The sequence below is a fragment of the Streptomyces sp. NRRL B-24484 genome, from assembly GCF_000717715.1.
Lineage (GTDB): Bacteria > Actinomycetota > Actinomycetes > Streptomycetales > Streptomycetaceae > Kitasatospora.
Genome location: NZ_JOAI01000041.1, coordinates 26,048 through 50,099 on the forward strand (window position 1 = coordinate 26,048; position 24,052 = coordinate 50,099).

A 24,052-nucleotide genomic window follows, 5' to 3' on the forward strand; every position below is an offset into this window, starting at 1 on the left:
CCGTTTTGGGGCTTAGCCGATCAGTGCGTGCCGCACTGGGATGCTCGCCCCGGAAGCGGCCAGCACTGCACCGGCCGCGGGTCCGCTGCCGAGGAAGGCCAGGCCCCGACGATCAGGCCGAAGAAGACCGCGATGAGGAGGGGTGGGCGCGCTTTGCCAGCGTGCACCCATTCACTGCGACCCTCGATCTTGCCGACGTGCTCTCCGCCCCCCTCCAGCGGGGACTCAGGCGCGGCCAAAGTCCAGGGAGCCCATCACCGAGAGGAACCAGGACCAGGTGGGACCGCCAGCAGGTGAGCGGCTACCTGCCTCGAAGGGAGCAAGGGGAGCAAGCGATTTGATGGGGCGACCGGGCCTGGCCTTATAGTCCGACGGTGTACTTGTGCTACGTCGATGATTCGGGCTCGGACAACATTCGCACCCTGACCGGTCTGCTGGTGCCGGCCGCAGGCTGGAGCGATGCGATGCACTGCTGGCTGGAGGGTCGGCGGGCGGTCGAGGCCGAGTGGGGCGTGGCGAAGAGCACCGAGCTGCACGCTGTGAAGCTGGTCAAGGGCCGGGGCAGGTTCTGTGTGACGGAGGAGCAGGACAAGCTGTTCCAGAAGCCGGCCCGGATCGCCGCGCACGAGATGCTGCTCAAGCGGCTGGCACGGTGCGAGAACGTGACGGTCACGACGGTGGCCTGCCGGACCAGCGTTCTCCCGGACGTGTACACCTGCCTCGTCGAGCACCTCGAGGAGTGGGCCGCGGCCGAGGACACCCACGTGATGGTGGTCCTCGACGGCAACCCGGGGCCGGCGGACACCGACGGCCTGACCGTGGAGGCCGCGAGCGAGGCCTGGCGGCATGCCGTGCGCAACGCCGCCCCGTACCGGGGCGTGCACCGTGGTCTGCCGCTGGCGTCCCGCCGGGTGCTGGAGGACCCGGTGATGCAGGACAGCGCTCACAGCCAGCTCATCCAGGCCGCCGACATGGTCGCGTACGCGGCCTACCACCACCTAGCCTGCTCCGATCCCACGCTGTGGCCGAAGCTGAAGCCGATCGGCCCGATGTCCCGTTCCTACCGCCGGCTGAGCTCGCGGTGGCTGGGCGACCCTGCAGGCGAGGGGATCGTGTGGCGGGACCCGGCCGGCGGTTCCTGAGGAACTGGCTCGGGAACGCAGAAACCCCCGGACGGACCGGGGGCCTACGAGGTGCAAGATCCCTTGGGCGTTCTCGATCGAGCGCATAGGACCTTGCACATATATGTTCGCGGATACAGCAAGCAATGGCAAGCTACGCGGGCAGTGACCGTTCTCTCGCGGGTCGGGCCGTGGGCCCGGCCCCGAGAGGTCACTGATCGGAGATGAGCTGCTGGAACAGTGCGCATTCCATGGCGTGCCACTCGCGGACCATGACCTCACCGTCGTCGGCCCGGATGACCTCGAAGTGCCAGGGCAGGCAGTCGGTGCAGGGCCACACCTCGTAGGGCGCCCCGTTCTCGTCGAAGGCGGGCAGATCGACGGAGCCGACGGGTGCGTCGTAGGTGACCTTGCGGCTGCGCGGTGACGTCATGGGTTCTCGGATCCTTCTTTCAGCGGGTGCCAGTGTTCAGGTGGGCCTGCCGCGTGGTGACCAGGGCCCGCCACCTGGTGTGCACGGGCTCTTCTGCGTCGAGCCAACGGACGGCCGTTGAGGTGTCGGGGTGCTGGCCAGCCATGAAGTGGGCGATGTCCGTGTAGTGGGCGTAGTCGCCGCCGCGGGCGAGGTCGCGCAGGCGGGCCTGGGCGGCCGCGTGGGCAGCATCGTCGCCGCGGACGGCGTGGTGGAAGGCGGCGGCAAGCTCGAGCGCGGCCTGCGCGGCGACGATACCGGCGGCGGCGGTCTCGGTGCGCAGGACCTGGATGCGGTCGTCGACGCCGTCCAGGCCCGCGTCGCGGACGATAGCCGCGGTGCGGACGGTCAGGGCGGTTGCGCGCAGGTCGAGGCCGGTCAGGAGCTGCTCGGCGAGGTCGATCTCGTCGGCGGCGGCCTCGGGATCGGTGAAGGCGAGCACGAAGGCACGCTGGGCCTGGGAGGTCGCACGCTCTCCGGCAACACCATGCTGCTCGGCCTGGGTCCGGGCGGCGAGGTAGGCGTCGGCGGCGGCCGCCATGTCGCCGTGAGGCCACAGGATGTCGCCCTCGACACGGCGCTGCCGGCCCTTCCACCCGAGGCCCTGCGCGGCCTGGTGGGCGGCGGGGAAGTCACCGGCGAGACGGGCGAGATGGACCAGGCCGCGGCGGGCCGCCGGCGCGAGGCGGCCGCCGCCGTCGGCGACGAGCTGCATGCCGCGGCGGGAGTCCAGGCGGTGGCCGAGGTCCCGCTGCGCCTTGGCGAGGTAGTAGACGGCCATGTGCTGCAGGTCGTCGGGCAGCAGACCGGCTGCGGTGACGGTCGACAGGCGCTGGACGGTGCGGGAGCGGTGCTCGTGCTGCCGACGGGCGAGCGTGCTGAGCAGCTCGACCAGCGCGTCGGCGGCCGTGGCCAGCGCCTGCCCGCCACCCGGGTCCGCGGCAGCAGCCGGGGCGAGGGGCTCCCACACGGAGTCGGACACATACGTCCAGGCCGCGTCCGTGAGCCAGCCGAGGCCGAGGCGGTGGTTACGGGCGAGCGCGAGGCCTTGGCGCAGGCAGGCGACCAGCAGCCGCCGGCCGCCGCCCGGGGTGCCGGTCCACTGCCGGCCGAGGGCGTCGAAGGCCCGCAGCGCGGCGCTCGCCCAGTCCTGGTCGGACCAGCGGTCGTCGCTCTGGTCGTCGGCCCGGCGCACGGCGGAGCGCACCACGCCGTGCAGGTGATAGGGCCACGGGGCGAGCGGGTTCTCGCGGACGAAGGGCCGCTCGATCAGGCGCAGCGCCGGGGCCTGGTGGGTCATGGCGGCGGCTGTGGTGGCGAGGGGGACGTCGAAGGCGTCGAGGAGGCTGGCGGCGCGCAGTACGTGGCGCTCATCGGGGGTGAGGTCTTGGAGGGTGCGGGCGATGAGGGCGGGGAAGTCGTGGTCGAAGTCGGCCGGCTCGGGGGTGCGGGTGCGGCGGATTTCCAGGAAGCGCATGACGGCGAGGTCGAGGAACAGCGGCAGGCCGTGGGAGCGGGCAGTGATGACCTGGCGCAGCTCGTTGCCGATGAGGGGCTGGCCGTTCGTGGTGAGGCGGCGGGCGAGGTAGTCGTCGCAGTCCTCGGGGCTGAAGTCGCCGATCAGGATTTGCCGGTCGGCCACCGGCACCGGGCCAGGCACGGCACTGGGCGCAGTGCCGTCGGGCCCGGTGCCTGCCAGTGCGGTGACGGGGGTGGTGCGGGCGGCGGGGATGTGGGCGGCGAGCTGCGGCCAGGCGGCGGGCCCGGTGTAGTCGAGGTGCCCCTGCAGGGCGCTGTCGGCCCACTGCAGGCGGCTGCGGCCGGTGATGACGAACAGGGCGTTCGGCATCAGCCAGACCACGCGCTGGATCAGGCGCTCCAGGTCGCGGTTGGTGCGGTCCCCGGTGTCCTCGAAGGTGTCGAGAAGGACCACCGGTACGACGGCGTCCTTGGCGGGCAGCCGGTCGATCTCGTAGGCGAGCAGGTGCGGGTAGAAGGAGAGCGCGTCCAGGTCCGGTTCCGCCTCCAGCAGGTCCGCGAGCCGCGGGCAGCCGGCCAGCGCCCGGGCCGTGGTGCGGCGCTCGCGCACCGCCCGCACGACAGCGCCGGCGACATGACCGACGGCCGAGCCGACGGCGCCCGGCAGCGCGAGGGCCTGCGCGGCCTCCGACAGCGCGGACTGCACCTGGCCGGGCAGCGCCTTGGCAAAACGGCTCACCAGCCCCGCGCGGCGCAGATACTCCTCCAGAGGCTCGCCCGGATGGTTGTGCTCCCAGTACCGCACCAGAGCGATGTCGAACGCGGGCAGAGCCCGGTCCAGGCCGGCCAGGGCCAGGCGCAGCGTGAGGACCAGGCGCTCGAAGTCGCCGCCGGCGGAGCGGGCGAGGTCGATGCGCACCGGCAGCAGCCGGGGCGAGGCGGGCCAGGTGGGCTCGCCCCACTGGGCGGGGCGCAGGGCCGTGTCGGCGAGCGCAGCCTCCAGCTTCCGCGACAGGGTGCTCTTGCCGATGCCGCCGACACCGTGGAAGACCAGCACGTTGCGCCGCGCTGCTTCCAGGTCCTGGACGTCGAAGCCCGGTGCGGTCACGGCGGCCAGGTGCCCGGTGAGCGCGTCCGCGACCGCCTGCCACTGGCCCTGCCGGTTGGTGAACGCCTCGTCCGTTCCCACGCGCTCGTTCGAGCCGAACCGTGCCCGCAGATCCCCCGCCACCGCGTCCCCTCCCGCCGATCTGACCCGGCATCAACCTACGCCCTCGCGACACGGTCGGCAGGGCCCCGCGTTGTGGCCGGCCCGGGACGGGGCGGACAATGGCTTGATCGTTTCCGAGCCGAGGTGGACCCGTGCCCAACCCACAGCCCCAGGACAGCCCCGACTACTCCGGGCTGCCCGCGTCCGGCCGCGAGGACACGCAGGCGCTGGACGCCGTGCAGGCGGTGGCGGCCTGGTACCGGGCCCGGATCGGCGCCGAGCGCGCGAAGCCAGCCCCAGACACGGAACGCATCGACCGCTGGACCGCGGCCCTGCACGCCACAACAACCGACCGGATCCGCCTCGTCGCGGCCGACGTCGAGGAGCAGACGGAGATCGGGGCCCGCTACACCGCGCTGCTGGCCGAGCTGAGGGGGCGATAGCCGAAGACGAGGCAGGCAGGGCAGGGCGTTCGACACTGCCCTGGCTCAGGGACGGTTGGTGCACACCAGGCGCCCGATGTCCCGCAACTGTTCTTGCTGGGCTCGCCGGCCCGGAGGACGATCATGGCCGCCGCAGGCCAACCAGGTGCCGTTGCTCCCGATATAGATGCCCACCACGCCTCCGTGATGGCTGCAGGCACCTCGCTTCCCGATCGCTGCGGACCCTGAGCCGTCGGCGCACCCCGCCCCCTGGTAGGACCAGCTGACCGGCACGTAGCTTGGCGATGGAGACGAGGCCGGGTCGGGCTCCATGTCCCGGGAGGTCAGCGGAAGTACGATCAAGAACACGACGATGTAGGCCACGACAAGCGCGCCCAACCCGCTCAGTGCGACCCACTGCAGGCATCTCCGCCACCGCGGAATTGGTGGAGAGCGCGGAGGCGGTGGCGGCTCCACGAGCAGGCCGTCACGCTTCGCCCAATAGCGGACCAGCTTCGGATTGCTGCGATCGAAGTGCCGCACAAACCCTCCCCGACCTGGCGTTGTCGCGGATCCTCCCACACTCCATGGCCACTCGACGGAGCGATCTGTGACTTCGGATCCCACGCAACGAGGACTCGCGCCGGCACGGTCCGCGGCAGGCCCGGCGGTGTTCCACCGGGGCTGCCACAGGCGCGGTCTCGAGCAGACGATCAGCGCTCGCTACACCGCGCTGCTGGCCGAGCTGACCGACCGGTAGTCGGCGGCGGGCTCCGGCAGGGCACGCGCGTCGCCCACCGGCTGCCCCAGGCGTGGTGGCTGGAAGGCGGCGGGCATCAGCGGACGGGCCAAGGCGGCGATGTCCTCCAGCTCGTCGCGGTGCTGGGGCAGCGCCCGACGCAGCGCCGCGTGGGTGTGCAGGAACGCGGCCGCCTCTTGCTCGGTGTAGGGGCGCAGCCGACCGGCGGCCAGCGCCGCGGCGGCCCGCGGGCCGCCGGTCGTCCGGGTGTTCTCCTGGTGGGCCAGGAGGTGCCCGCCGCGGTCGATGACCAGGACCGTGTGGACGGCCTCGTGGCCCTGGGCGGCCACGATCGCGGCGGCCGTGCCGGTGAAGCAGGTGCGGTGACCAGCCACGGAGGTGAACCTGGACGGCACGCCGTTCCTCTGGTTCAGGGCATAGCGCAGCGCGCATCCCTGTCTGCTGTCGGCCTCGCGGACAGCCAGCACCGCGACCTCGACCCGGTACCCGGCCCGGTGGAACGCCGCAGCACTGTCGAGGAACTCGGCCGCACTGCCCGGGGCGATCTCGATGACCACATCACCCCGACGCTCACGCACCCAGGCCTCGGCCTGCCGGAACCAGGCCCGGTAGTCCGCCCGGATCGCCGCCCCGGCATGCCGCGCCTCGGTGAGCAGCAGCTCGAAGTAGTCCGGGTGTGCGGCCTTGAAGACGTCGCTCGACAGCAGCACGGTGCCAGGCTGCATCGCCCGCAGCACCATGCGGCTCGCCCCGGTCTTCCCGGCACCCGGCTCGCCCATCACGTACACCGCGACCGGCTGCTCCTGCGCGCGGATGGCATCCAGGTAGCCGGGCACGATCAGGTTCTCGAAGGTCCAGCGGTGCTCCGCCGCACTCAGCCGGTGGTAGTCCACGCCGGGCGGCCCCGGGCGCACCTGAGCGGTGCGCCGCACCGGCTCGGCGAGCGCTGCGGCCCGCTCGGCGTCCCGGCTCACCGCCAGCAGGCGGTCGGCCGGCAGGCGGGTCTCGGCCCGCACCAGCGAGTGCTCCGTCTGCCGCAGCGAGCGGCGGAAGCGGTCGGTCTCCATCGCGCTCCACCACCGGGCCCGCTCGGCCTCCACCGCCCGGGCCGCGCCCGGGGCCTTCGACCAGGCCCCGTCGACGAGCTCGTTGCAGTACAGGAGCTCGGTGCCGCGGCGCACCACGGTGATGCGGTCGACCAGCCGCTCGGCCTCCAGCACCTCCAGGGTGCGGCCGAGCTGCCGGGCGCACTCGTCGTGGTTGGACCACGACACGTACCGCCCGGCCCCCGCGCCCTCACCGAGGTAGCGGCCCAGGACGCCGAGCTGACTCCACGCCAGCGCGCACGCCACCGCCACCACCTCGACCCGGTACCCGGCCGCCCGGTACGCCCCCACCTGGGCCCGCGCCTCGTCCGCGTCCGCTAAGGCGGTCTCCACCAGCGCGTCCAGACGACGGGAGCGGACGTGCTCCTCCACCGCGGCCTGCCACCGGCGGGTGTCGGTGCGCACCGTGGTCCCGGCCGTGCGCACGTCCTGCGACAGCAGCCGGTCGTAGTCCTGGTGGACAGCCTTGTACAGGTCGGCGCCGACGCGCACCGCGCCACCGCGCAGACCGAGAACGGGCAGCAGCAGGTCCCCGAGGGTGGACTTCCCGCTCCCGGGCGGACCGGCCACCAGCAGCACCACCGGCTTCTCCTGCGAAACGGCACCGCCCGTCCAGACCGGAAGGATCATCCGGTCCAGGACATTGGCACTCTCGGCCTCGGAGAGCACCTCCGCCACCGTCTCCCCCTCACCCACCACGCCTCCCAGCGCTCCCCACCGACCGACCCGACCCGCACTCACCGCCCCGATCAGGCGGTGGCCTCCTCCAGCTGCAGCCGTGTGCGCAGCGTCTGGAGGGTCTCGCCGGTCGCGGTGACCACGTACTGGCCCCAACCGTTGATCTCGGTCCCCACCTGCGCCTTCAGCGCCGGGGAGGGAAGAGCGAAGACCCGACCATCAGCGATGCGGATCCAGCCGTCCGCGGTGACGCTCGCATAGAACGTCGCCCCGGCCCGCTTCTTGGTGTGGTGCAGCTGCGCCTCCGGTGCCAGCCAGCCGCGCTCGATGAACGGCATCAGCGCCCCCGTGCCACGCCGATCACCGGCCTGCTCGTCCGCAGCAGGCTTGACGCCGTCGAGCAGCAACCTGCGCAGGACATCGTTCGGCGTGTCCACCAGCGGCTCGCTGTGCCGCTGCAGATAGGCGAACACGTCGTCATCGATCTCGATGGTGCGGGTGGTGTGGATCATTGCGCCCCTCCTCTTTATCTGCGATCACCCCAAGATCTCCCAGATGTGACGCCAAGTCAAATCGTCCTGCGCCAGCCAGACACCGGCTGGTGCAAGGCTACGAGCGGCAGTTTGAAACGGAGGCTGTGGCTCCGAAAGGCGAGCGGATGCCGACAGAGCCGCGGCCGACAGGCGGCGTTGCCGCTCGCCACCGCAGCCCGATCAGGCCCTTCCGAGCGACTGATCACCCCAGGGCCCCGCCTCTGCCAGGACCTGCTATCTGGCGTGCGGGAGCAGGAGATTTTCGCTTGCCGGATGACCAGGTGCGGCAGTGGACTGCTTGCCCGGCGGATGCACGAGCGTCTGCGACGCCGGGTCGGCACTACCGAGCACTACAGGTCGGGCGGGCCGATCAGCTCGGCAACGGACCAAGGCCCGGTCGGGTGACCTCGCTCGTCCACGCCCCACCGGCTCAGCTCGCCGCGGTCGACGGTGCCGTGCGTAAGGACTGCGAGGTCCAGCCACCCAGAGTGGCTGCCGGCCTCGATCGCCCTGGCCCAGGCATGCCGCGCCCGATCCCGGTGGTCGGCGGCTTCGCCGGATTCGGCAGCGGTGGCAGCGGCAGCTTCCGCCTCGCGCGCCAGCCACGTCCAGGCCGAACTGTCCCCGTGCCGGGCGGCCAGATCGGCGGATGATTCCGCCGCGGCTACGTCGCCCAGTCGGTGGTGGAGGCGGGTGAGGCCGACGGCGTCGACAGGGAACCCGGCCTGCTCCGCGGTGCGCCACACCGCCAGTGCGCCGCGCAGGTCGGAGAAGGCCTCGAGGCGTCGGGCGTGATCGGCGAGCAGTTGGGCGGCTTCGCGGGGCGGTGCTTGGCGAAGGAGCTGGTCCACCTTCGCATGGTCGCCAGCGTGGTAGAGGAGACGGAGCAGGTGGCTTCGAGCGATGCTGCTGTTCAAAGAGAGCGCCAGCCACCACAGCGCGACGGCGGTCTCCAAGTCTTGGATCCGCTCGGCCTCGCAGGCGCGTTCTTCCGCGTCGGTGCGGGCCGTGTAGTCGGAGGTAACTCCGACGTGGTCCCGGTGGTCGAGGAGGGGCGTGGGGCGGAGGCGGGCGGCGAGATGACGGTGGCCCTGGTCGGCTAAGGCATCGGCGGCCCGGAGCATGCCTGGCAGGTCCCCGACCTGCATGAGCAGGCGGGCGAGCGTGGTCATCGAGCGAGGTTTGCCAACGGTGAGGGCCGTGGTGGCGTGGGCGATGGCTGTGGTCCACTCGCCCTTGCGGACGAGGATCTCGACCAGGCGCTCGACGGCACCCTCGCGGCCAGCCGCGAGATCGGCGCGTGCGGCGTCCTCAGCCCCGGTGCGGTCGCCGAGCTGCTCGCAGGCGACGACCTTCCTGGCGTTGGCGTAGGGGATGCCACGCTCATCGGCAATGTTCCACAGGTCGCGGGCACCGACGTGGTCACCCTGGTCGCCGAGGCTGCGGGCAAGGAACACGAGGGCCTGCACGTCGTCAGGTTCGGCGACCATGACGGCACGCCATGCGGAGCGAGCGCCTTCGAGATCACCCTGTCTGAGCATCAGGTCGGCGCGGCGCCATACCAGGCGGAGGTCGTCCACATCGTAGGCGGCGCTCCACGCCGCGTGCGCGCCGTCGTGGTCCCGTGCCCGGTATCGGGCCTGGCCGAGTTCGACCAGCGCCTCGGGGGTGCCGAGTCGAATCCGCAATCGGGCCGCGAGTAGAAACATGCCCCGCTGCTCAGCGGAGCGGACGAGCCGGCGGAGACTCTCCGGGTCGGTGACGTGCCGGCAGGCGTCCCAGAACTCAGGGGGAGCGGGTTCCAAGAAGCGAGCGCGGTGCAGATGCTCGGTCAGATGGTCCGCCATCTCGTACAGCGGGGGCCCGGTGGGGGCGTGACCCGGCGGGGAGACGGCCGGTGCGAACGGACCGGGCACCCCCAGGCTCGGCCGGGAGGTCTCAGTAATCGCGCGAGTGAACCAGGCATGGTTCTCACGCAGTTCGGGCGCGAGTACCCGCCAGCCAGCCAGGTCGAGGTGGCCCACAGCAGCGGCACGGACGAAGTCGAGGCCGATCTCCGTACGGTGGCCCAGGCGGTAGGCGTCGGCAACCGCGTGCAGAACGGCGCGTGTCTCGGGCACTGCGTGCTCATAGCGGATGACCTGTTCAAGAGAACCGGAGAGGTACTGGGTGATCCGACCGGTCGACTCCTCCTTCGCCAAGGCCCGGGAATGACGGGGGTCGGTCGCGGCCAAGCGGCGAAGTTCCGCGAGAGCCCTGCCGTCGAAGCACTCCGCGACGTCGATCGTTCGGTCCTCGATCACGCGGCGCACACTGACATAGGTGTCGTCAGCGTGCGAAAGAGTCGCGGTGAGGATACGCGCTGCAAGGCCGCGGTGAAGGGCAGACACCAGGAGCAACGGTCCGACGGACGGGTCGTTGAGGGCCGTGTGGAGCTGTTCGGCGACAGAGCGGGCATCCTGGCCAGAAGGCCCGAGGAACATGGCGAGGTCGTCCAGCCACACCACTGTTCGCTGCGCCAGGCTCCGGTCCCGCAGAACGGTAAGCAGGTTCTCAACGCCCGAGGGCACCCACACCCGCCACGGCGCGGGCAGATTCTTAACCGCCTCCCACAGGGCGCGGGTCTTGCCGGTCGACGGATCGGCGACCAGGCACACTAACGCCGACTGCCGTCGCATCTGGACCCGAGTAACGAGGGCCGATAGCTGATCGTCGTGGACACGGCGGACGTAGGCGGGGAGCGGATTATCGGCGCCGTCGGCGGTGATGGCCCGGTGCACCCCGAGAAGCTGGATCGGGTCTGCGGACGCGAGCGGCACACCAGGGTGCGCCGGCCCGGTGCCAGTTCCCGGCGCTGTGGGCGACAGGCTCCCGTGCAGTTTCGCGCGGATCCGGAAGCCGTCGATGAACGCTCCTTGCGGGCCCCAATCCCCACAGGCCTTGTTCAATGCGTTGAACAGCTCGGCGCCGGCTGCCGCCGTCCCTTCGAGGCTCCACGGGGCGAGCCGGCCGACGGCCTCGGCGACGTCCTGCTCGTCGTCCGCCAGGACCCGCAGGAATCGCACCCGCAGCCTGTACAGCATCCGCCACGTGACCTCGGGCGTGGCCAACCCGGTCGCAAGTAGCCCGCTGCTGCGAGCCTTGTCGATCATCGCGTCGAGATGGGAGAGCCGCTTGCGATCGTTCCGGTCGTGGCGGCGCGGGTCACTGCGGAAGTCGGCGTTGTCCCTCGCGGCCCCCGCGGCGACCGCGAGCGTTCGCAGCTGGACCAAGTGCTCGGTGCGGTCGCCAACGGCCAGACAAAGGCGCAGGCTCCCCGCCCGGATCTCCTCCCACCGTTCCACAGCCGTCCTGGCGAACGTGCTCAGCAGCTTCACTGTGTCGGCATGACTAGTGATCACCCGAGGGGCGCGGCGCGCTCCGATCGCGAGTTCGACCGGGTCGCCGTTCCTCGCTCTCCCCGCCAGGAGGAAGTCGTCCACCGGAGTGCGCCTGGGCCGCGGCTGGAACGTGAGCTCAGTCGGCACGACGTCATGGCCGAGTTCAGCGAATGGGGTGCCGGTAAGGATGTGTGACGCCAGCACCGCTCCCAACCGCGCCTCCATCGTGTGGCCGACACCGCCGGTCGACTCGGTCGACGCCTCAACCGGCACACTTCACCCCCTTCACCACGGAGCAACACCGTAGTCGGGTGGGCCGGTGCCACGCTGAAGCTTCGGCCAGCACGTCGCCCCGGAGAAGGATGTCGCGCTCGCTCTGGCCACCATCGATAAGCACCTCACCGGCCACGCCGCCCACTCCCCCGGTCCGGCCCCGTCCTGCGCCCCCGTCGGTTCCGGTGATCATCAACGGCGAGCCTAGGGCACCTCGCCGACACCTCATTGGGCCCCTTTACCCGGTGTGCGGAGGCAGGAGTTCCTTCGCTCGCTGGGCGATCGGTTGAGGCAGCAGGCCGCCTGCCCGGCGAGTGCGAGAGTCGGCCCGGAGACGACGGACGAGGAGCGAGGCGTTGGCGATCGTCACGCCTTCCAGGTGAAGCACACCGCGAGGAACCTTTGCGCCGTGAACAGCGACATGCGCAGCCACCGGAACGCCGAGCGCGAGCTCGGCCTGCCGCGCCTCCCAGGCCACGGTCTGCAGAGCACGGGTCTGGCAGTGACCGCCGTACCAGAGCTGTCCGTTGCGCACCTGCAGCTGGGAGTTCCTGGACACCCAGTTTTTCGTGTCGATGTAGATCACTTCACCACCCGGGGCTATCAGGAGATGATCCAGGTTCGCGCTGGATCCAGGGATGGCCCGGTCGTGCAGCACTGTCCAGCCCGCCCTCTCCAACGGCACCAGCAGCCGAGCGGTCTGCCGCTCCCCCGCGGCACCCACCGCCCACGACCCACCTCGGCCCGCCACGAAGGTGAGCACCACTGTGTAGACCATCCCCGCAGCCACGAAGACCACCCCGAGCACCCTCAAGCCGTCGGTAGGCGCCTTCCACCAGATGACCAGGCCCATCGCGGCCATGACCGGCAGCCGCCACTTCAACGAACGTCGTAACCGCCGACGCGCTGCCACACCGGGCCGCTGCGCCATCCGCGCCGCACTTGCTCCTGCCCCGTTCCTCGTAGCCACCAGTGCCCCCTCATCCCGGCCGTGCCTTTGTGCACGGACTCGACCGCCAGGGGTAACACAGCCAGGCGGCGAATCAAGGCCTCTTCGCGGAACTGCCGACCGAGCTGACGCTCGATGGGTCAGCGCGGAACCGCACCTGACAAAGCGCTGAGCCTGCCCAGACGGCTCGCAGGATGCGCGGCGCAGCACTTGCGCAGGGAAGAGGGTGCGCAAGCCGGCTCCTTGCGCACGCGCAGGCATCCTCCGCGCACCAGCCTGCGCATGCGCAAGAGAGGGGGCCCGATCATGCGCAGGCCGGTTGCGCAGGCGCCTTGCGCAGGCGTTCAGCCGCGCACCGGCTCCCAGGTGTCGCACCCGCGCAGGGGCGCGCACGCGCAAGCGGTGACCTTGCGCATGCGCAGCGAAGGCGTGCGCGCATGGCTGTGCTGCGCGGACCCCTCGCCTCGCGTGCTGACACCCCGGAGCATGTGCGCAGCTGTCGGTGTCGGCCGACATGATGGTGCGCATGGCACTCGACTCCCCCACTTCCTACGCCGACGCCGTCGCCGCCGCGGTGCAGGCCGCCGCCGCGTACTACACCGACGGCTCCACGCCGCTGGGCGATGACGAGTACGACGCGCTGGTGCGCGAGATCGAGGCCTGGGAGCAGGCGCATCCCGATCAGGTGCTGCCGGACTCCCCCACCGGGAAGGTCGCTGGCGGCGCCGTGGTGGGCGATGTTCCGCACAGTGTGCCGATGCTCTCCCTGGACAACGTCTTCTCCGCCGGGGAGCTCGCCGACTGGGCCGCCGGGCTGGAGCGCCGCCTCGGCCGCCAGGTGGACGGCTGGTGCGTCGAGCCGAAGCTCGACGGGCTCGCGGTTGCCGCCCGCTACCAGGCCGGCCAGCTTGCCCAGCTGATCACCCGCGGCGACGGCCTCGCCGGCGAAGACATCACTCACGCCACCGACGCCGTCCTCGGCCTGCCCCAGCAGCTTGCCGAGCCGATCGACATCGAGCTGCGCGGCGAGGTCCTCCTCACCCAGGAGCAGTTCGACCGGGCCAACGAGATTCGCCTCGCCCACGGCGCCGTGCCCTTCGCCCACCCGCGCAGCGGCGCCGCCGGCACCCTGCGCGCCAAGGACCGCCCGTACCGGATCGAGCTCACCTTCTTCGCCTACGGCGCCGTCAGCCACCTCACCGACCTCGGCCACACCGCCCTCCTAGAGCGCCTCGCCCAGCTCGGCGCCAACACCGCCGCCACCACCGCAGCCCACCCGCTGCGCTGCGCGACCATCGACGAGGTGCAGCAGCGCGTCGAGGAGATCGCCGCGCTGCGCGCCGCCCTGCCGTTCGGCATCGACGGCGTCGTCATCAAGGCGGACTCGGCCGCGGACCAGGAGCAGGCCGGCTCCGGCTCGCGCGCACCGCGCTGGGCCATCGCCCGCAAGCTCGCCGCCGTCCACAAGGTCACCCGCCTCCTCGGCGTCGAGTGGAACGTCGGCCGCACCGGCGTCATCGCCCCGCGCGCCGTCCTGGAGCCGGTCGTCATCGACGGCGTCACCGTCACCTACGCCACCCTCCACAACCCGGCCGACATCACCCGCCGCGGCCTCATGCTCAATGACCAGGTCTTCGTCTACCGGGCCGGCGACGTCATCCCCCGCGTGGAGGCACCCCTCGTCGACGAGCGCACCGGTGACGAGCTGCCGATCGTCTTCCCCGAGGTCTGCCCACGCTGCGGCGACGCCATCGACACCTCCCAGCAGCGCTGGCGGTGCGTCCGCGGCCGCGGCTGCGAGGCCGTTGCCTCCATCCGCTACGCCGTCGGCCGCGACCAGCTCGACATCGAAGGTCTTGGCGGCACCCGCGCCGTCCAGCTCGTCGAAGCCGGCCTGGTCGCCGACGTCGCCGACCTCTTCGCGCTCACCCGCAACCAGCTCCTGGCCCTCGACCGCATGGGGGAGACCAGCACCGACAAGCTCATCGCCGCGATCGAGACCGCCCGCACCCAGCCGCTCAACCGGGTGTTCTGCGCGCTCGGCGTCCGCGGCACCGGCCGGACCATGTCCCGCCGGATCGCCGCCCACTTCGGCTCCATGGCCGCCATTCGCGCCGCGGACGCGGAGGCCTTCGCCGAGGTCGACGGCATCGGCACCGAGAAGGCCCAGGTCATCGTCACCGAGCTCGCCGAGCTCGCGCCGGTTCTCGACAAGCTCGCCGCGTACGGCGTCGGCACCGAGGAGACCACCCCGGCCAGGTCCGCGGTTGCCGACGTCGGAGAGCAGACCGGCCCCCTCGACGGACAGGCCGTCGTCGTCACCGGCAGCATGACCGGACCGCTCGCCGACCTTAGCCGCAACCAGATGAACGAGCTGATCGAGCGCGCCGGCGGCAAGGCCTCCTCCTCGGTCTCCAAGCGCACCACCCTGCTCGTCGCAGGCGAGAAGGCCGGCTCCAAGCGCACCAAAGCCGAAGAGCTCGGCATCGACATCCTCACCCCGGAAAACTTCGCCCAGCTCATCGCCGACTACCTGCCCGGCACCTGACGCACCAGCACTGGACCGGAGAGCGCAGCGGCCGGAGTCACCCAAATTTGGGTGACTCCGGCCGCTGCGCTCTCCGGTCCAGTGCCCACAATCGGGCATGAACCGCTCTAAGACGATCATCTGCGCGCTGCCTCCAGACAGAGCGTCCCCGCCCCGACCTCGCTGGGACAGAGTGCGGCCATGGGATCCATCACCGCACTGGTCGAGGGCATGTCTGGTCCCGCCTTCGACGCCTTCCGCTACCCGTACGCCTACGCCGAGGACCTCCTGCGGGAACGCGAAATCGTCCCGCGTGACCACCTCTACGCTGCCGAACAGGAGATCCGCGCACAGATGCGCACTGACTCGAAGAAGCGGCCTGACTGGCGGGTCGTCTGCATGACGGCGCTGCGCCAGTGGTGCGAGCAGGAAGGGGAGGACTTGGAGACCGTGGTCCGGTTGCTCGCGGACAGGTATCTGGAGTTTCACGCCATCGCCAAGGCATAGCCCCTGGGGTAGGCGGCCCAAGCCGAACCGACTTTGGGATTTCGCCCCAGCCGACGACCTGGGCCCCGAGACTTGATGACCGTGGGAGAGCTCGTCCGACCTCCGGTGCGGACGGGCTCTACCTCGGCCGACAGGCCGATGCCGCTTCGAAGGGGAGGACTCACACACATGACCGACGTCGAACAGCTCAGCCTGCTTCTGCAGAAGGCCGAGATCTACGGGACGCTCGTCGTTGCCGAGCTGATGGACGCGGACGTCCTGGTGGACGGGTTCGACTTCGGAACCCACCCGCAGCCTGAGAATGGCGCAGGCTCCGCCCTGATCGACATCGAGTTCCCCGCCCTGTACTCCACACGGGCGTTCGGTGACGACACCATCGGAGCGATGCTCCAGTGGGACAGCGAGAGCGGGTGGCATCTGTACATCGAGCGTCCGGACGAGGACATCTTCCGATGGATGGGTGCAGGACTAACCCCTCCACCCGCCCGCGTACAGGCGTTCCTGACATCCGCCCAACTCTCCCCCGACTCGGTCGGTAGCTCCGAACGTCCCTACTACCCTGCCGGCGAGGCCGACCTGGCCGACCGGCTCGGTGGCTTTGAGGACGAGCTGCGGGCGCGCATGGAACGTGACCTCGCCTGCCCGCAGGACAGTGAAGTCGCGGGCCTGTTCTTCCTGTTTCAGGCCGCCCAACAACGACGGCTGGCCGTCGCCGACCTCCGCGCCGACAACGACACCAGGCTCATCCCGCTCCGCGCCGGGGAGCTCCGAACCGTCGTCCGCCTCCTCCAGACCGCATACAGCGGCCATACGGATCTTCACGCGCTGGTCAATGCCCTCGCCGAGGATCTGGGCAACCGGTACGCGGGTGCCCGCGACGCGGCAGTCGGAGAACTCCTCGCACTCGCAGACAAGTACGCATCCGCCTACGAGACCGCTACCGAGGTCAGCGACTGACGGCCAGCTCCGGTACCGCGCCCTTTTCTGCATACCAGTCCGGCACGCCTGGTCGGCCGCCACGTTGACTGGCAGCAGGTCGCGACAACAGCAGTGGGTGGCCACCCGTGTTGGGTGGCCACCCACTGCTGTTGTCGTGCAAGTTTGCTGCGGCCGGAGGCTCTTTACGCCGTAAAGGCGTCAGCTGGCCTGAGTCAGACCCATACCCTCGGCGACGCCCCGGTACTGCACGGCCGGCTCGCTCCGCGGAGCGTAGATGGGAAGGGCGACCTGAGCTGAGTAGGCCTCCGGCACCTTGGTGCTCCGGCGAACCGACGGGGTGAGGACCAGGTTGCCGTAGGCCTCGCGGAGCTGAGCCTCGGCGTCCTCGTAGACCTTGCCCTGGCTCTTGTCGCTCACGGACTCTCCTATCACCACCCAGTCGACCTCGAGCTTCACGCCGAAGGGGGCGAAGGCGCCGTTGATGTCGTCCAGGGTGGCTTCGAGCTCCGTCAGAGCCCGGGCTTCCTTCAGCTGGCTCTTCACGCAGGCCATCACCTCGACCTCCTTGCTGGAGACCAGGGCGCCCTTGGTGGTCAGCTTGAGGTCACCGGGGCAGTCGATGAAGATCACATCGAAGCGGCCCACCACGGATGGCATGAGCCGGTTCAGCCACATCTCGCGCAGCGTGGCGGTGGCCAGCAGGTCCTCGAGGTTCTTCAGCTTCCGGGAGCCGGGCACCAGCCAGAGGTTGGGGATGACCGGGCCGCCTTCGCCGCGCCGGGCCGGGATGATCGCCTCGTCCAGCGCGGCCAGGCCGTCCACCACGTCGTACAGAGTGGCGATGTTGTCGTCGGCGTCCGGGTCGTCGTACCCGAGGATGTGCGACAGGTCGCGCTGGCTGTCGGCCTCGATGGCGAGGACCTGAAGGCCGGCCTCTGCGGCGATGGCCGCGAGGGCGCTCACCGTGGTGGTCTTCACGGAGCCGCCGCTCTCGTTGACCGCCACGATGACTCGAGTCTCGCGGCCGGTGTTCTCCGGGATCTGGAGGGAGGCGTCAGGGGTGGTGCTCATGTTTCCGATCTCCAGTCTTTACGCCGTAAAGGCCGAGTCATCCAACGGGGGAAGTTCTGCCGCCGTCGCCTCGTAGGCCGCGTGGTCAACCAGCCACTGCACATAGGCACGGTTGAGAGCCGGGCTCGACGCCGAATCTCCCATCCGAAGCTCGCACCGAGCAAGGGCCAGGGCGAGAACCGCCTGGCGCGGGTTGCTCAGGTCTGCGATGTCGAACGGTGCGCTCCCGCCACCCGCCTCAGAGAGCCACTGGCTGGCCAGCTCCTCTGCTGCGCCGCCGGTTGCCGAGTGGCGGAGTGCGGCAATCAGGAGCGCCGAGTCCTCGGCAGGGACGGCCGAGACCGCGGCCTGGCACGCAATCCTGCGTGCCTCGGCCCTCTCGTCGAGGTCCGGCTGTCGGCTCTGGTGCGGAACGGTGGGCTTGTTTCGAGGCGTCCGCTCGCGCTTCACGGGCTTCGGTGTTGTGTCGGCGACAGGGGCGGTGAGCTTCTTCCATTCGGCCTCCTGCTCGGCGTGATCCTTGATCTTGCCGAGTTCGCGGGCGGCCTCAATGGTGAGCTCGCCAGCCTTGAATGCCGCCAGCACGTTGCTGCTCAAGTTGCCGAGTCGGCGGCGCTGCGACACCCAACCCTCGGACTTGCCGAGAGCGGCAGCAACGGTGCCGTAGGTGCCGAGAATCCCCTTCAGCTCTTCGATGGTCTCCAACTCCTCCAGCGGGCTGAGGTTCTCCCGCTGGATGTTCTCGACCATTGCCAGGACGAGGATGTCCCGGCGCGATGTTGCCGTCGTGTTGACGTAGATCGGAACATCGCTGGCGCCGGCGAGCTCTGCCGCAGCGTGGCGGCGGTTGCCGTTGATGACCACGTAGGGGGCAGTCGCCACGATGTCGGCATGCTCGGGGTAGGCCGCGGCGAAGGTCGCAGACGGGATGACCGTCAACGCCTGAGCGACGCCGCCCTGCCGGATGCTTTCGGCGAGCTCCTCAAGGTTCGGCAGCTCTGCCCGCGGGTTAGCGGGGTTGCGCACCAGCGTCGACAGCTCGGCTGTGGGCTTCGGCCCCGCCGCCTGCTGTCCCGTCCCCTGCTGCTCCAGCTGCCGCAGCCGGCGGCGTTCGGCGATCGAGAGGTTGCTTTGAAGGCCAGGCGGGGGCGTCGCAGACACGGCATCTCCGATGAGCTGTTGAGGCAGGTACGACCGGAGACTATCTCCCGGTCGGGACGGCGAACGGCAACGGGCGCGTCTTTACGCCGTAAAGACTGTCGGCTGACACATCGGCATCGCCACAAAAGCCGCAATCTGCATGAAGGGTGCGCAGTGATCGGAGCTGCGGGGACATCGCTTTGACGGGTGTGTCCTGATGAAAGGCGTTTGGGCCCTGCCGCGAGCCGGATCCTGGATGTGCCGGCGCTCTGCGTGAGTGGTCGAAGGTGTCCGGCTCGCCGGAATTGCGACTGCAAGCCTCATAAAAGTGGCATAGCGACAGGCCTGTGACTGTCCTGCTGCTGGCGAGTGGGGATGTCCCGTGCGGCTCGTCAGCCGCACGTGAAAAACTCGCCATCTGGAGTTTCCGGACGGGGAGGACCACCACGTGACCAGGCCGGCGCTGACCCGCGCGCACTACGCCCTGATCGTCGTCATCGCGCTCGGCGCAGTCGCCATCGCCGCGATCGGCTTCTACGGCTCGTACCATGCCGTGCGCGACCTCGCCCTCAGCTACGGCTTCGGCCGCTTCGCCTCGTTCCTTCCCATCGGCGTGGACGCTGGCATCGTCGTCCTCCTCGCTCTCGACCTTCTCCTCTCCTGGCTCCGTATCCCCTACGCAACCCTCCGCCGCTGCGCCTGGCTGCTCACCGCGGCGACCATCTACCTCAATGCGCGGGCGGCCGAGGACGCCACGAGTCTGGTCCTGCACAGTGTCATCCCGCTGCTGTTTGTGATCATCGTTGAGGCTGGCCGGCACGCCGTCGCCCGCCTCGCGGGCATCAAGGCTGGCGAGGCGGAGATGGAAGGGCTTGGGAAGGCCCGCTGGGGACTCGCCTTCTTCCGGACCTTCAGCCTCTGGCGCCGCGGCCACCTCTGGGGGATCACCAGCCGGGCCGAACTGCTCCAGCTCGAACAGAGGCGCCACATCTACCGGGCCCAGATGCGACGGAAGTACGGCAAGCGCTGGCGCCGCCGTGCCCCGAAGGACGCACTCCTCCCGCTTGAGCTGGCCGCGCTCGGCGTTCCCTTCCACCTGACCTACGAAGCCGGACTGGAGGCGGCCGGCCTTCCGACCGACCGCTACGGCGTGTTCTTCACCCAGGAGCAGCCGGCCCGACCGGCGGTGGCCGGCTCGGCGGACGTCAGCGCGCCTGCCCTCGAAGCTGCGCCCGCCGCCGAACCCGGCCAGGTTGTCGAGGCCGACGCTGGACAGCAGATCGCCATCGCCGAGCTGGTCCGCGAGGCCGTTGCCCAGGCCCTCGCCGATGCGCAGCACGTTCAGGGTGTGCATGCGCAGCCGGCCACCGACCAGGCCGCGCATGCGCAGCCCGAGGTGCCCGCGCATGCGCATGAGGACTGCTGGAATGCCGCGCATGCGCACGGAGGCGCGCATGCGCAGGTGTCGGCAGATGTCGATGCGCAGGGCGATGCGCATGCGTGGACAAGTGCGCGTGCGCGGGTGGCCGAGCAGTCTGTCCCGATGCCGATAGCGGTTCCTCAGCCTGCGCAGGCTGCTCGGACCGGCTTGCAGGTGTCCGCGCCCGCCGCTGACCAGGACGCGCACACCCATCCCGCTGAGCCGGCCGAGCAGTGGATCGACGCCGCTGCCGATCTCCGGCAGCTGCCGAAGCAGGAACCCCGTCTCCCGGCCGCCGACACCGTGTCCCGGACGACAGCCGCCACCGAGGCCGAGCCTCTCCAGGCACCGCAGCCCGCCGCGGCGCAGATGCAAGAGCTGGCTACCGGCCTGCCCCGAGCCCCGTTCACCCCGCAGCCCGGCACCGACGTCGTCGACCTGTACTACCGAGCCTGGCGCAGCTTCGTCCAGGAACACCGCCGCACCCCCCAGCGGCCCGAACTCGCACAGCTCCTCTTCGACCAGTTCGGAGTGGCTGGCAAGTCCGGCGACAAGCCGCTCAGCCCCGACTCGCTGCGCCGCTACTGGCCCACGCTGCAGGAGCTGCACACCGAGGAACACGGCACTGTGAACCAGCCGGACCTGCTCGACCTGACCGCTGCCTCAAGCTGAACCGGCTCCTCGGCGGGGCATGCGCATCACGGTGCGCATGCCCCGCCGAGCTGTGTCCGGATGCGCAGGAGGGCCGGTGCGCATGCGCCTGCTACAGGTGGCCGGGCCAGTCCGGGACTGCGCAATGAACTCGGTGATTGCGCTTCCTCCTGCGCTGCGCGCTACTGCGCGGGGCGCAGGCTGTCGCCGGGGGAGAGGCGGGCGATGAGGGCGAGGGTGTCGGGTTCGACGTCCACGCGCAGGCGGGCAGCGGCGGCGTAGATCTCCTTGGCGATCTTCGCCATCTGGGTGCGGTTGCCGGCCTGGTGCTCGATCTGGAGCCAGGCCTGGTAGAGGCGCTCGCAGCTGTTGTCGATGCCGATGCCGATCTCGACGGCCCGGCGGGCGGCCTGCAGGTCCTGCACCGGCGGCCGCATCCGCCACAGGGCGACTGTGTACGCGGTGTCGGTGATGCGGCCGGTGATGTCCTGGGCGATGGGCATCGCCCAGTTGTGCTCGGCTGCGCCGCCGAAGGGGGTGCCGCGGACCAGGTCGAGTGCGGCCTCCAGGTCCAGGACGCCTTCGGGTCCCTTGGTGAGGCCGTGTTCGACGAGGTCGAGGAAGTCCTGGTAGTCGGTGCGGACCAGGGGGCTGAGGACGTAGTGGCCCTGGCCGCGGACCTTCTTCGGCAGGTAGAAGGTCGAGGGCGAGGTGCCGGGGATGTAGCCGAGCCGGTTGCGCAGCCGGGAGACGTTGCTGTCGACGGTCTCGGGCTGCCAGGGCCGGTCGGGATCCATGTACTCGGCGATTTCCGCGCTGGTGCGGTTGCCGCGGAAGCGCAGGGCGGCGGCGAGTAGGGCGAGGTTGGGCGGCAGGGTTTCGCCGGCGTGGACGACCTGGACGGGGCCGAGGACGAGGATCTTCGGCGCCTGGGCGCCGTCCGGCAGCTTCGGCACCGGCGGCGGGGCGAGCGGGGCGGTGGCCGCAGCGGCCGGTTCCTCCTGCTCCGGGACGGTCTCCAGCTCCTCGGCGGGCGCGGGCTCCGTGCCGGGGACGGCGTCGTCACGCTTGTTCGGCTGGGCGTCGGCGGCGGGCTGGTCGGCGGGGGCGGCGGCTTCGGCGGCGATCAGGGACAGGTAGGGGCGGGCGGCGGTGGGGGAGGGCTGCTCGTCGACGACGTCGGTGGGGCGCAGGCCGAGGCCTGCGGGGTCGAGGGTGGGCAGGGTGGCCCATACGCCCTGGGCGGGCCGGGCGGGGTCGGCGGTGATGGTGAGGGTGGCGGTCATCTGCCGGTAGGCCTGGTCGGTGACGCGCTGCAGGGCGACGTCGCGCTCCAGGGCGGCGTAGGGCTGCGGTTCGGTGCGGGAGGCGTCCAGTTCGAGGGCGTCGGGGAACAGGGTGCGGGTGGTGTCGGTGGCCGGGAGGACGGCGGCGATCTGGTGGCCGCGGCTTTTGCCCATCAGGTCGGCCAGGTGCCACAGCTCCTGCTCGTCGGTGTCGGCGCAGACCAGGAGCCAGGGCATCGGCGGTTCGGTGTTCTCCTCCTGGGCCTGGATGACCTCGGCGAGGACGGAGGCGAGGTCGACGACGGCGGCCGCCAGGTCGGGGGTGTAGCGCACGCGGCAGTGCGGGAGGGTGCTGGCCAGTTCCTGGCCGAAGTCGCACGTGAGGACGTCCACGTGGTCGGCCCAGGCGCTGGTGCCGGCTTCCATGGCGATGCCGCGGGCGACTTCACGGACCTGCTGCGCGGTGCCGGACAGCAGCAGTACGCCGTGGTGGGGCAGGTTGGCCAGCAGGTGGCTGCCGTCGGCGGCGGTACCGATGGTGGCGAGCGCCGGGTAGGGAGCGGTGACCTGGGCGGCGGCGTCCTGCTCCAGCAGGTCGGCCTCGTCCGCGGCCAGGCCCCACCAGCCGTCGTCGCGGTCGCCGAACGGGGCCAGGGCCGGGGCGGGGACGTCGGGCAGCAGCAGGACCTCGGTGGCGGTGACCTGCGCGCCGCGTAGCGCGGGCAGCTGGTCGGGGTGCCAGTGGGCGAGGGTGCGCAGGGCGCGGTCCAGCAGTTCGACGGAGGCGGGGGAGGAGGTGCTGTCCAGCAGCCGCTCGATCGGGGTGGTCTCGTCGGGGACGGCGATGGTCTGGCCCGGCTTGCGGCGGCGGTGCTGGATGATCCGCAGGGCGGTGAGCGCGGCGAGGAAGCCGGCGCCCAGGAGCGCGCCGACGCCGAGGATCGATTGCGAGAGGGCACTCGAGTCTCGGGCAGTCTGCTCGTCGGGAGCGGCGGGCGGCGGGGTGTCGGCGGTGGGCGCGCTGTCGGCCGACGGTGTCGTGGCAGGGGCCGGGGTGGCTTCGGCCGGCGGCGTCGTGGCGGTGGGAGCGGGTGTGCTCTCGGGCTTGGGGGTGGCCGTACCGGGGGTGGCCGGGGCAGGGGTGCTGGTGCTCGGGGCGGTCTTGGTGGGCGGCGCCGGAGTCGCTTCGGCGGGCGTGGGAGCGGCCGGGGTGGCGGTGTCCCCGGGGATGACGATGACCTGCCCGGGCAGCAGTTCGTCGGGGTCGGTGAGGTGGCTGCCGTCGGGCTGCACCAGGTCGCGGGTGGCGTCGAGGAGCTCGGGGTAGCGGTCGCCGTCGCCGAGCTCGTCCTGGGCGATCTGCGAGAGGGTGTCGCCGGCGTGCACGACCACGGTGTGCTGGGCCCGGTCGGCGCCGGTGCCGCCGCCCTGGGCGGGCACGGCCGGGGCGGCGGCGCTCGTGGGCAGGCGCAGGGTCCAGCCGATCTGCAGCTCCAGCACGTTGCCGGTCAGGACGGTGCCGTCGGCTTGGCGGACGCCGGTGTTGAGGTCGGCGATCTCGTGCCAGCGGGTGCCGGAGCCGAGGTAGTGCTCGGCGAGGTCCCACAGCGTGTCGCCGGCCTTCACGTGATGCACCGGCCCGGTCCATCCCTGCACGGCCGCAGTGTCCGCCGCGGCCGCAGCTTGGGGGAGGCTGCCGGACTTTTGGAGGGCCGTGACACCGGTGGGGGCCGCGCTGGCCGGGGCTGGTGCGGCGAACGCGGCGCTGGTGGGCAGCAGCATGACCACGCCGGCGACCAGGAACCCGGCCAGGCGCTGGGTGGCGCCGAGCGCCCGGACCCTGGGGGCGTTGCGGTGGCGCAGCAGGGCAGCAGCTTCCACACCGACCGAGCAGACGAAGGACAGCCAGGCCGCCCAGCCGATGAGGGTGAGGGCGCCGAGGAACAGGCTTCCGTTGTCGGGCCTGGAGAGGGCGTCGGTGACGTCCTGCCAGGTCGGCAGGGTGTCGGGCAGGACACCGGTGCGCAGCAGGAGTAGCGGGACGCCGATCAGTAGGACGGTGAGGAGAAGGAGACTGGCGAGGCCGCGCAGGAGCGCCACGGGGCGGGAGGTGGGGCGTTGGGGCATG

The 24,052-nt window shown here is 71.0% G+C and carries 15 protein-coding genes; 6 read left to right on the forward strand and 9 right to left on the reverse strand.

Annotation, left to right across the window (positions count from 1 at the left end):
- The first annotated feature begins 374 nt into the window (after positions 1-374).
- Complete coding sequence (locus IE98_RS0130295) at positions 375-1,142, forward strand: DUF3800 domain-containing protein (protein WP_030274437.1); 768 nt, start codon at positions 375-377, stop codon at positions 1,140-1,142.
- 190 nt (positions 1,143-1,332) lie between these two features.
- On the opposite strand, the gene IE98_RS0130300 is transcribed toward IE98_RS0130295, so the two are convergent.
- The gene (locus tag IE98_RS0130300) at positions 1,333-1,554 is read right to left on the reverse strand and encodes a hypothetical protein (protein WP_030274440.1); all 222 of its coding nucleotides are present in this window, start codon (positions 1,552-1,554) and stop codon (positions 1,333-1,335) included.
- 19 nt (positions 1,555-1,573) lie between these two features.
- Positions 1,574-4,261 carry an ATP/GTP-binding protein gene (locus IE98_RS0130305; RefSeq protein WP_078661416.1) on the reverse strand — a complete coding sequence of 896 codons (2,688 nt, stop codon included), beginning with the start codon at positions 4,259-4,261 and terminating at the stop codon, positions 1,574-1,576.
- 173 nt (positions 4,262-4,434) lie between these two features.
- Here IE98_RS0130305 and IE98_RS0130310 point away from each other — a divergent pair, with 173 nt between their 5' ends.
- Entirely contained in the window at positions 4,435-4,725 is a 291-nt protein-coding gene (locus IE98_RS0130310) for a hypothetical protein (protein WP_030274443.1), read from the forward strand.
- Positions 4,726-5,427: 702 nt separating this feature from the next.
- On the opposite strand, the gene IE98_RS0130315 is transcribed toward IE98_RS0130310, so the two are convergent.
- The 4 genes from IE98_RS0130315 to IE98_RS49555 form a co-directional block, all read right to left on the reverse strand.
- Positions 5,428-7,266 (reverse strand): zeta toxin family protein, encoded by a 1,839-nt coding sequence (locus IE98_RS0130315; protein ID WP_052391177.1) that lies wholly within the window; start codon positions 7,264-7,266, stop codon positions 5,428-5,430.
- Positions 7,267-7,319: 53 nt separating this feature from the next.
- On the reverse strand, positions 7,320-7,760 hold the full coding sequence (locus tag IE98_RS0130320; RefSeq protein ID WP_030274447.1) for a hypothetical protein: 441 nt from the start codon (positions 7,758-7,760) through the stop codon (positions 7,320-7,322).
- A 371-nt stretch (positions 7,761-8,131) separates the two neighbouring features.
- Positions 8,132-11,434 carry a hypothetical protein gene (locus IE98_RS0130325; protein ID WP_030274449.1) on the reverse strand — a complete coding sequence of 1,101 codons (3,303 nt, stop codon included), beginning with the start codon at positions 11,432-11,434 and terminating at the stop codon, positions 8,132-8,134.
- A 238-nt stretch (positions 11,435-11,672) separates the two neighbouring features.
- Complete coding sequence (locus IE98_RS49555) at positions 11,673-12,296, reverse strand: nuclease-related domain-containing protein (protein ID WP_159401119.1); 624 nt, start codon at positions 12,294-12,296, stop codon at positions 11,673-11,675.
- A 613-nt stretch (positions 12,297-12,909) separates the two neighbouring features.
- On the opposite strand from IE98_RS49555, the gene ligA reads away from it, so the two are divergent.
- The 3 genes from ligA to IE98_RS0130345 all read left to right on the forward strand — a co-directional run bounded on the left by ligA (position 12,910) and on the right by IE98_RS0130345 (position 16,374).
- Positions 12,910-14,931 (forward strand): NAD-dependent DNA ligase LigA, encoded by a 2,022-nt coding sequence (gene ligA, locus IE98_RS0130335; RefSeq protein ID WP_234443736.1) that lies wholly within the window; start codon positions 12,910-12,912, stop codon positions 14,929-14,931.
- Positions 14,932-15,111: 180 nt separating this feature from the next.
- Positions 15,112-15,417, forward strand: a complete 306-nt coding sequence (locus IE98_RS0130340; RefSeq protein WP_030274457.1) for a hypothetical protein — start codon at positions 15,112-15,114, stop codon at positions 15,415-15,417.
- Positions 15,418-15,585: 168 nt separating this feature from the next.
- Positions 15,586-16,374 carry a DUF6292 family protein gene (locus IE98_RS0130345; RefSeq protein ID WP_030274459.1) on the forward strand — a complete coding sequence of 263 codons (789 nt, stop codon included), beginning with the start codon at positions 15,586-15,588 and terminating at the stop codon, positions 16,372-16,374.
- Between the two features lie 180 nt (positions 16,375-16,554).
- Here IE98_RS0130345 and IE98_RS0130350 read toward each other — a convergent pair whose 3' ends face one another.
- Together IE98_RS0130350 and IE98_RS45225 are read right to left on the reverse strand one after the other, a co-directional pair.
- Positions 16,555-17,427, reverse strand: a complete 873-nt coding sequence (locus tag IE98_RS0130350; RefSeq protein WP_030274462.1) for a ParA family protein — start codon at positions 17,425-17,427, stop codon at positions 16,555-16,557.
- A gap of 18 nt (positions 17,428-17,445) precedes the next feature.
- On the reverse strand, positions 17,446-18,588 hold the full coding sequence (locus IE98_RS45225) for a ParB/RepB/Spo0J family partition protein (protein ID WP_052391160.1): 1,143 nt from the start codon (positions 18,586-18,588) through the stop codon (positions 17,446-17,448).
- A 427-nt stretch (positions 18,589-19,015) separates the two neighbouring features.
- Between IE98_RS45225 and IE98_RS45230 the strand changes: the two genes are divergently transcribed.
- On the forward strand, positions 19,016-20,659 hold the full coding sequence (locus IE98_RS45230; RefSeq protein ID WP_052391161.1) for a DUF2637 domain-containing protein: 1,644 nt from the start codon (positions 19,016-19,018) through the stop codon (positions 20,657-20,659).
- 161 nt (positions 20,660-20,820) lie between these two features.
- Here IE98_RS45230 and IE98_RS52065 read toward each other — a convergent pair whose 3' ends face one another.
- A complete protein-coding gene (locus IE98_RS52065; RefSeq protein WP_030274469.1) occupies positions 20,821-24,051 on the reverse strand; it encodes a LysM peptidoglycan-binding domain-containing protein in 3,231 nt (1,076 codons plus the stop codon).
- Between the last annotated feature and the right edge of the window lies 1 nt (position 24,052).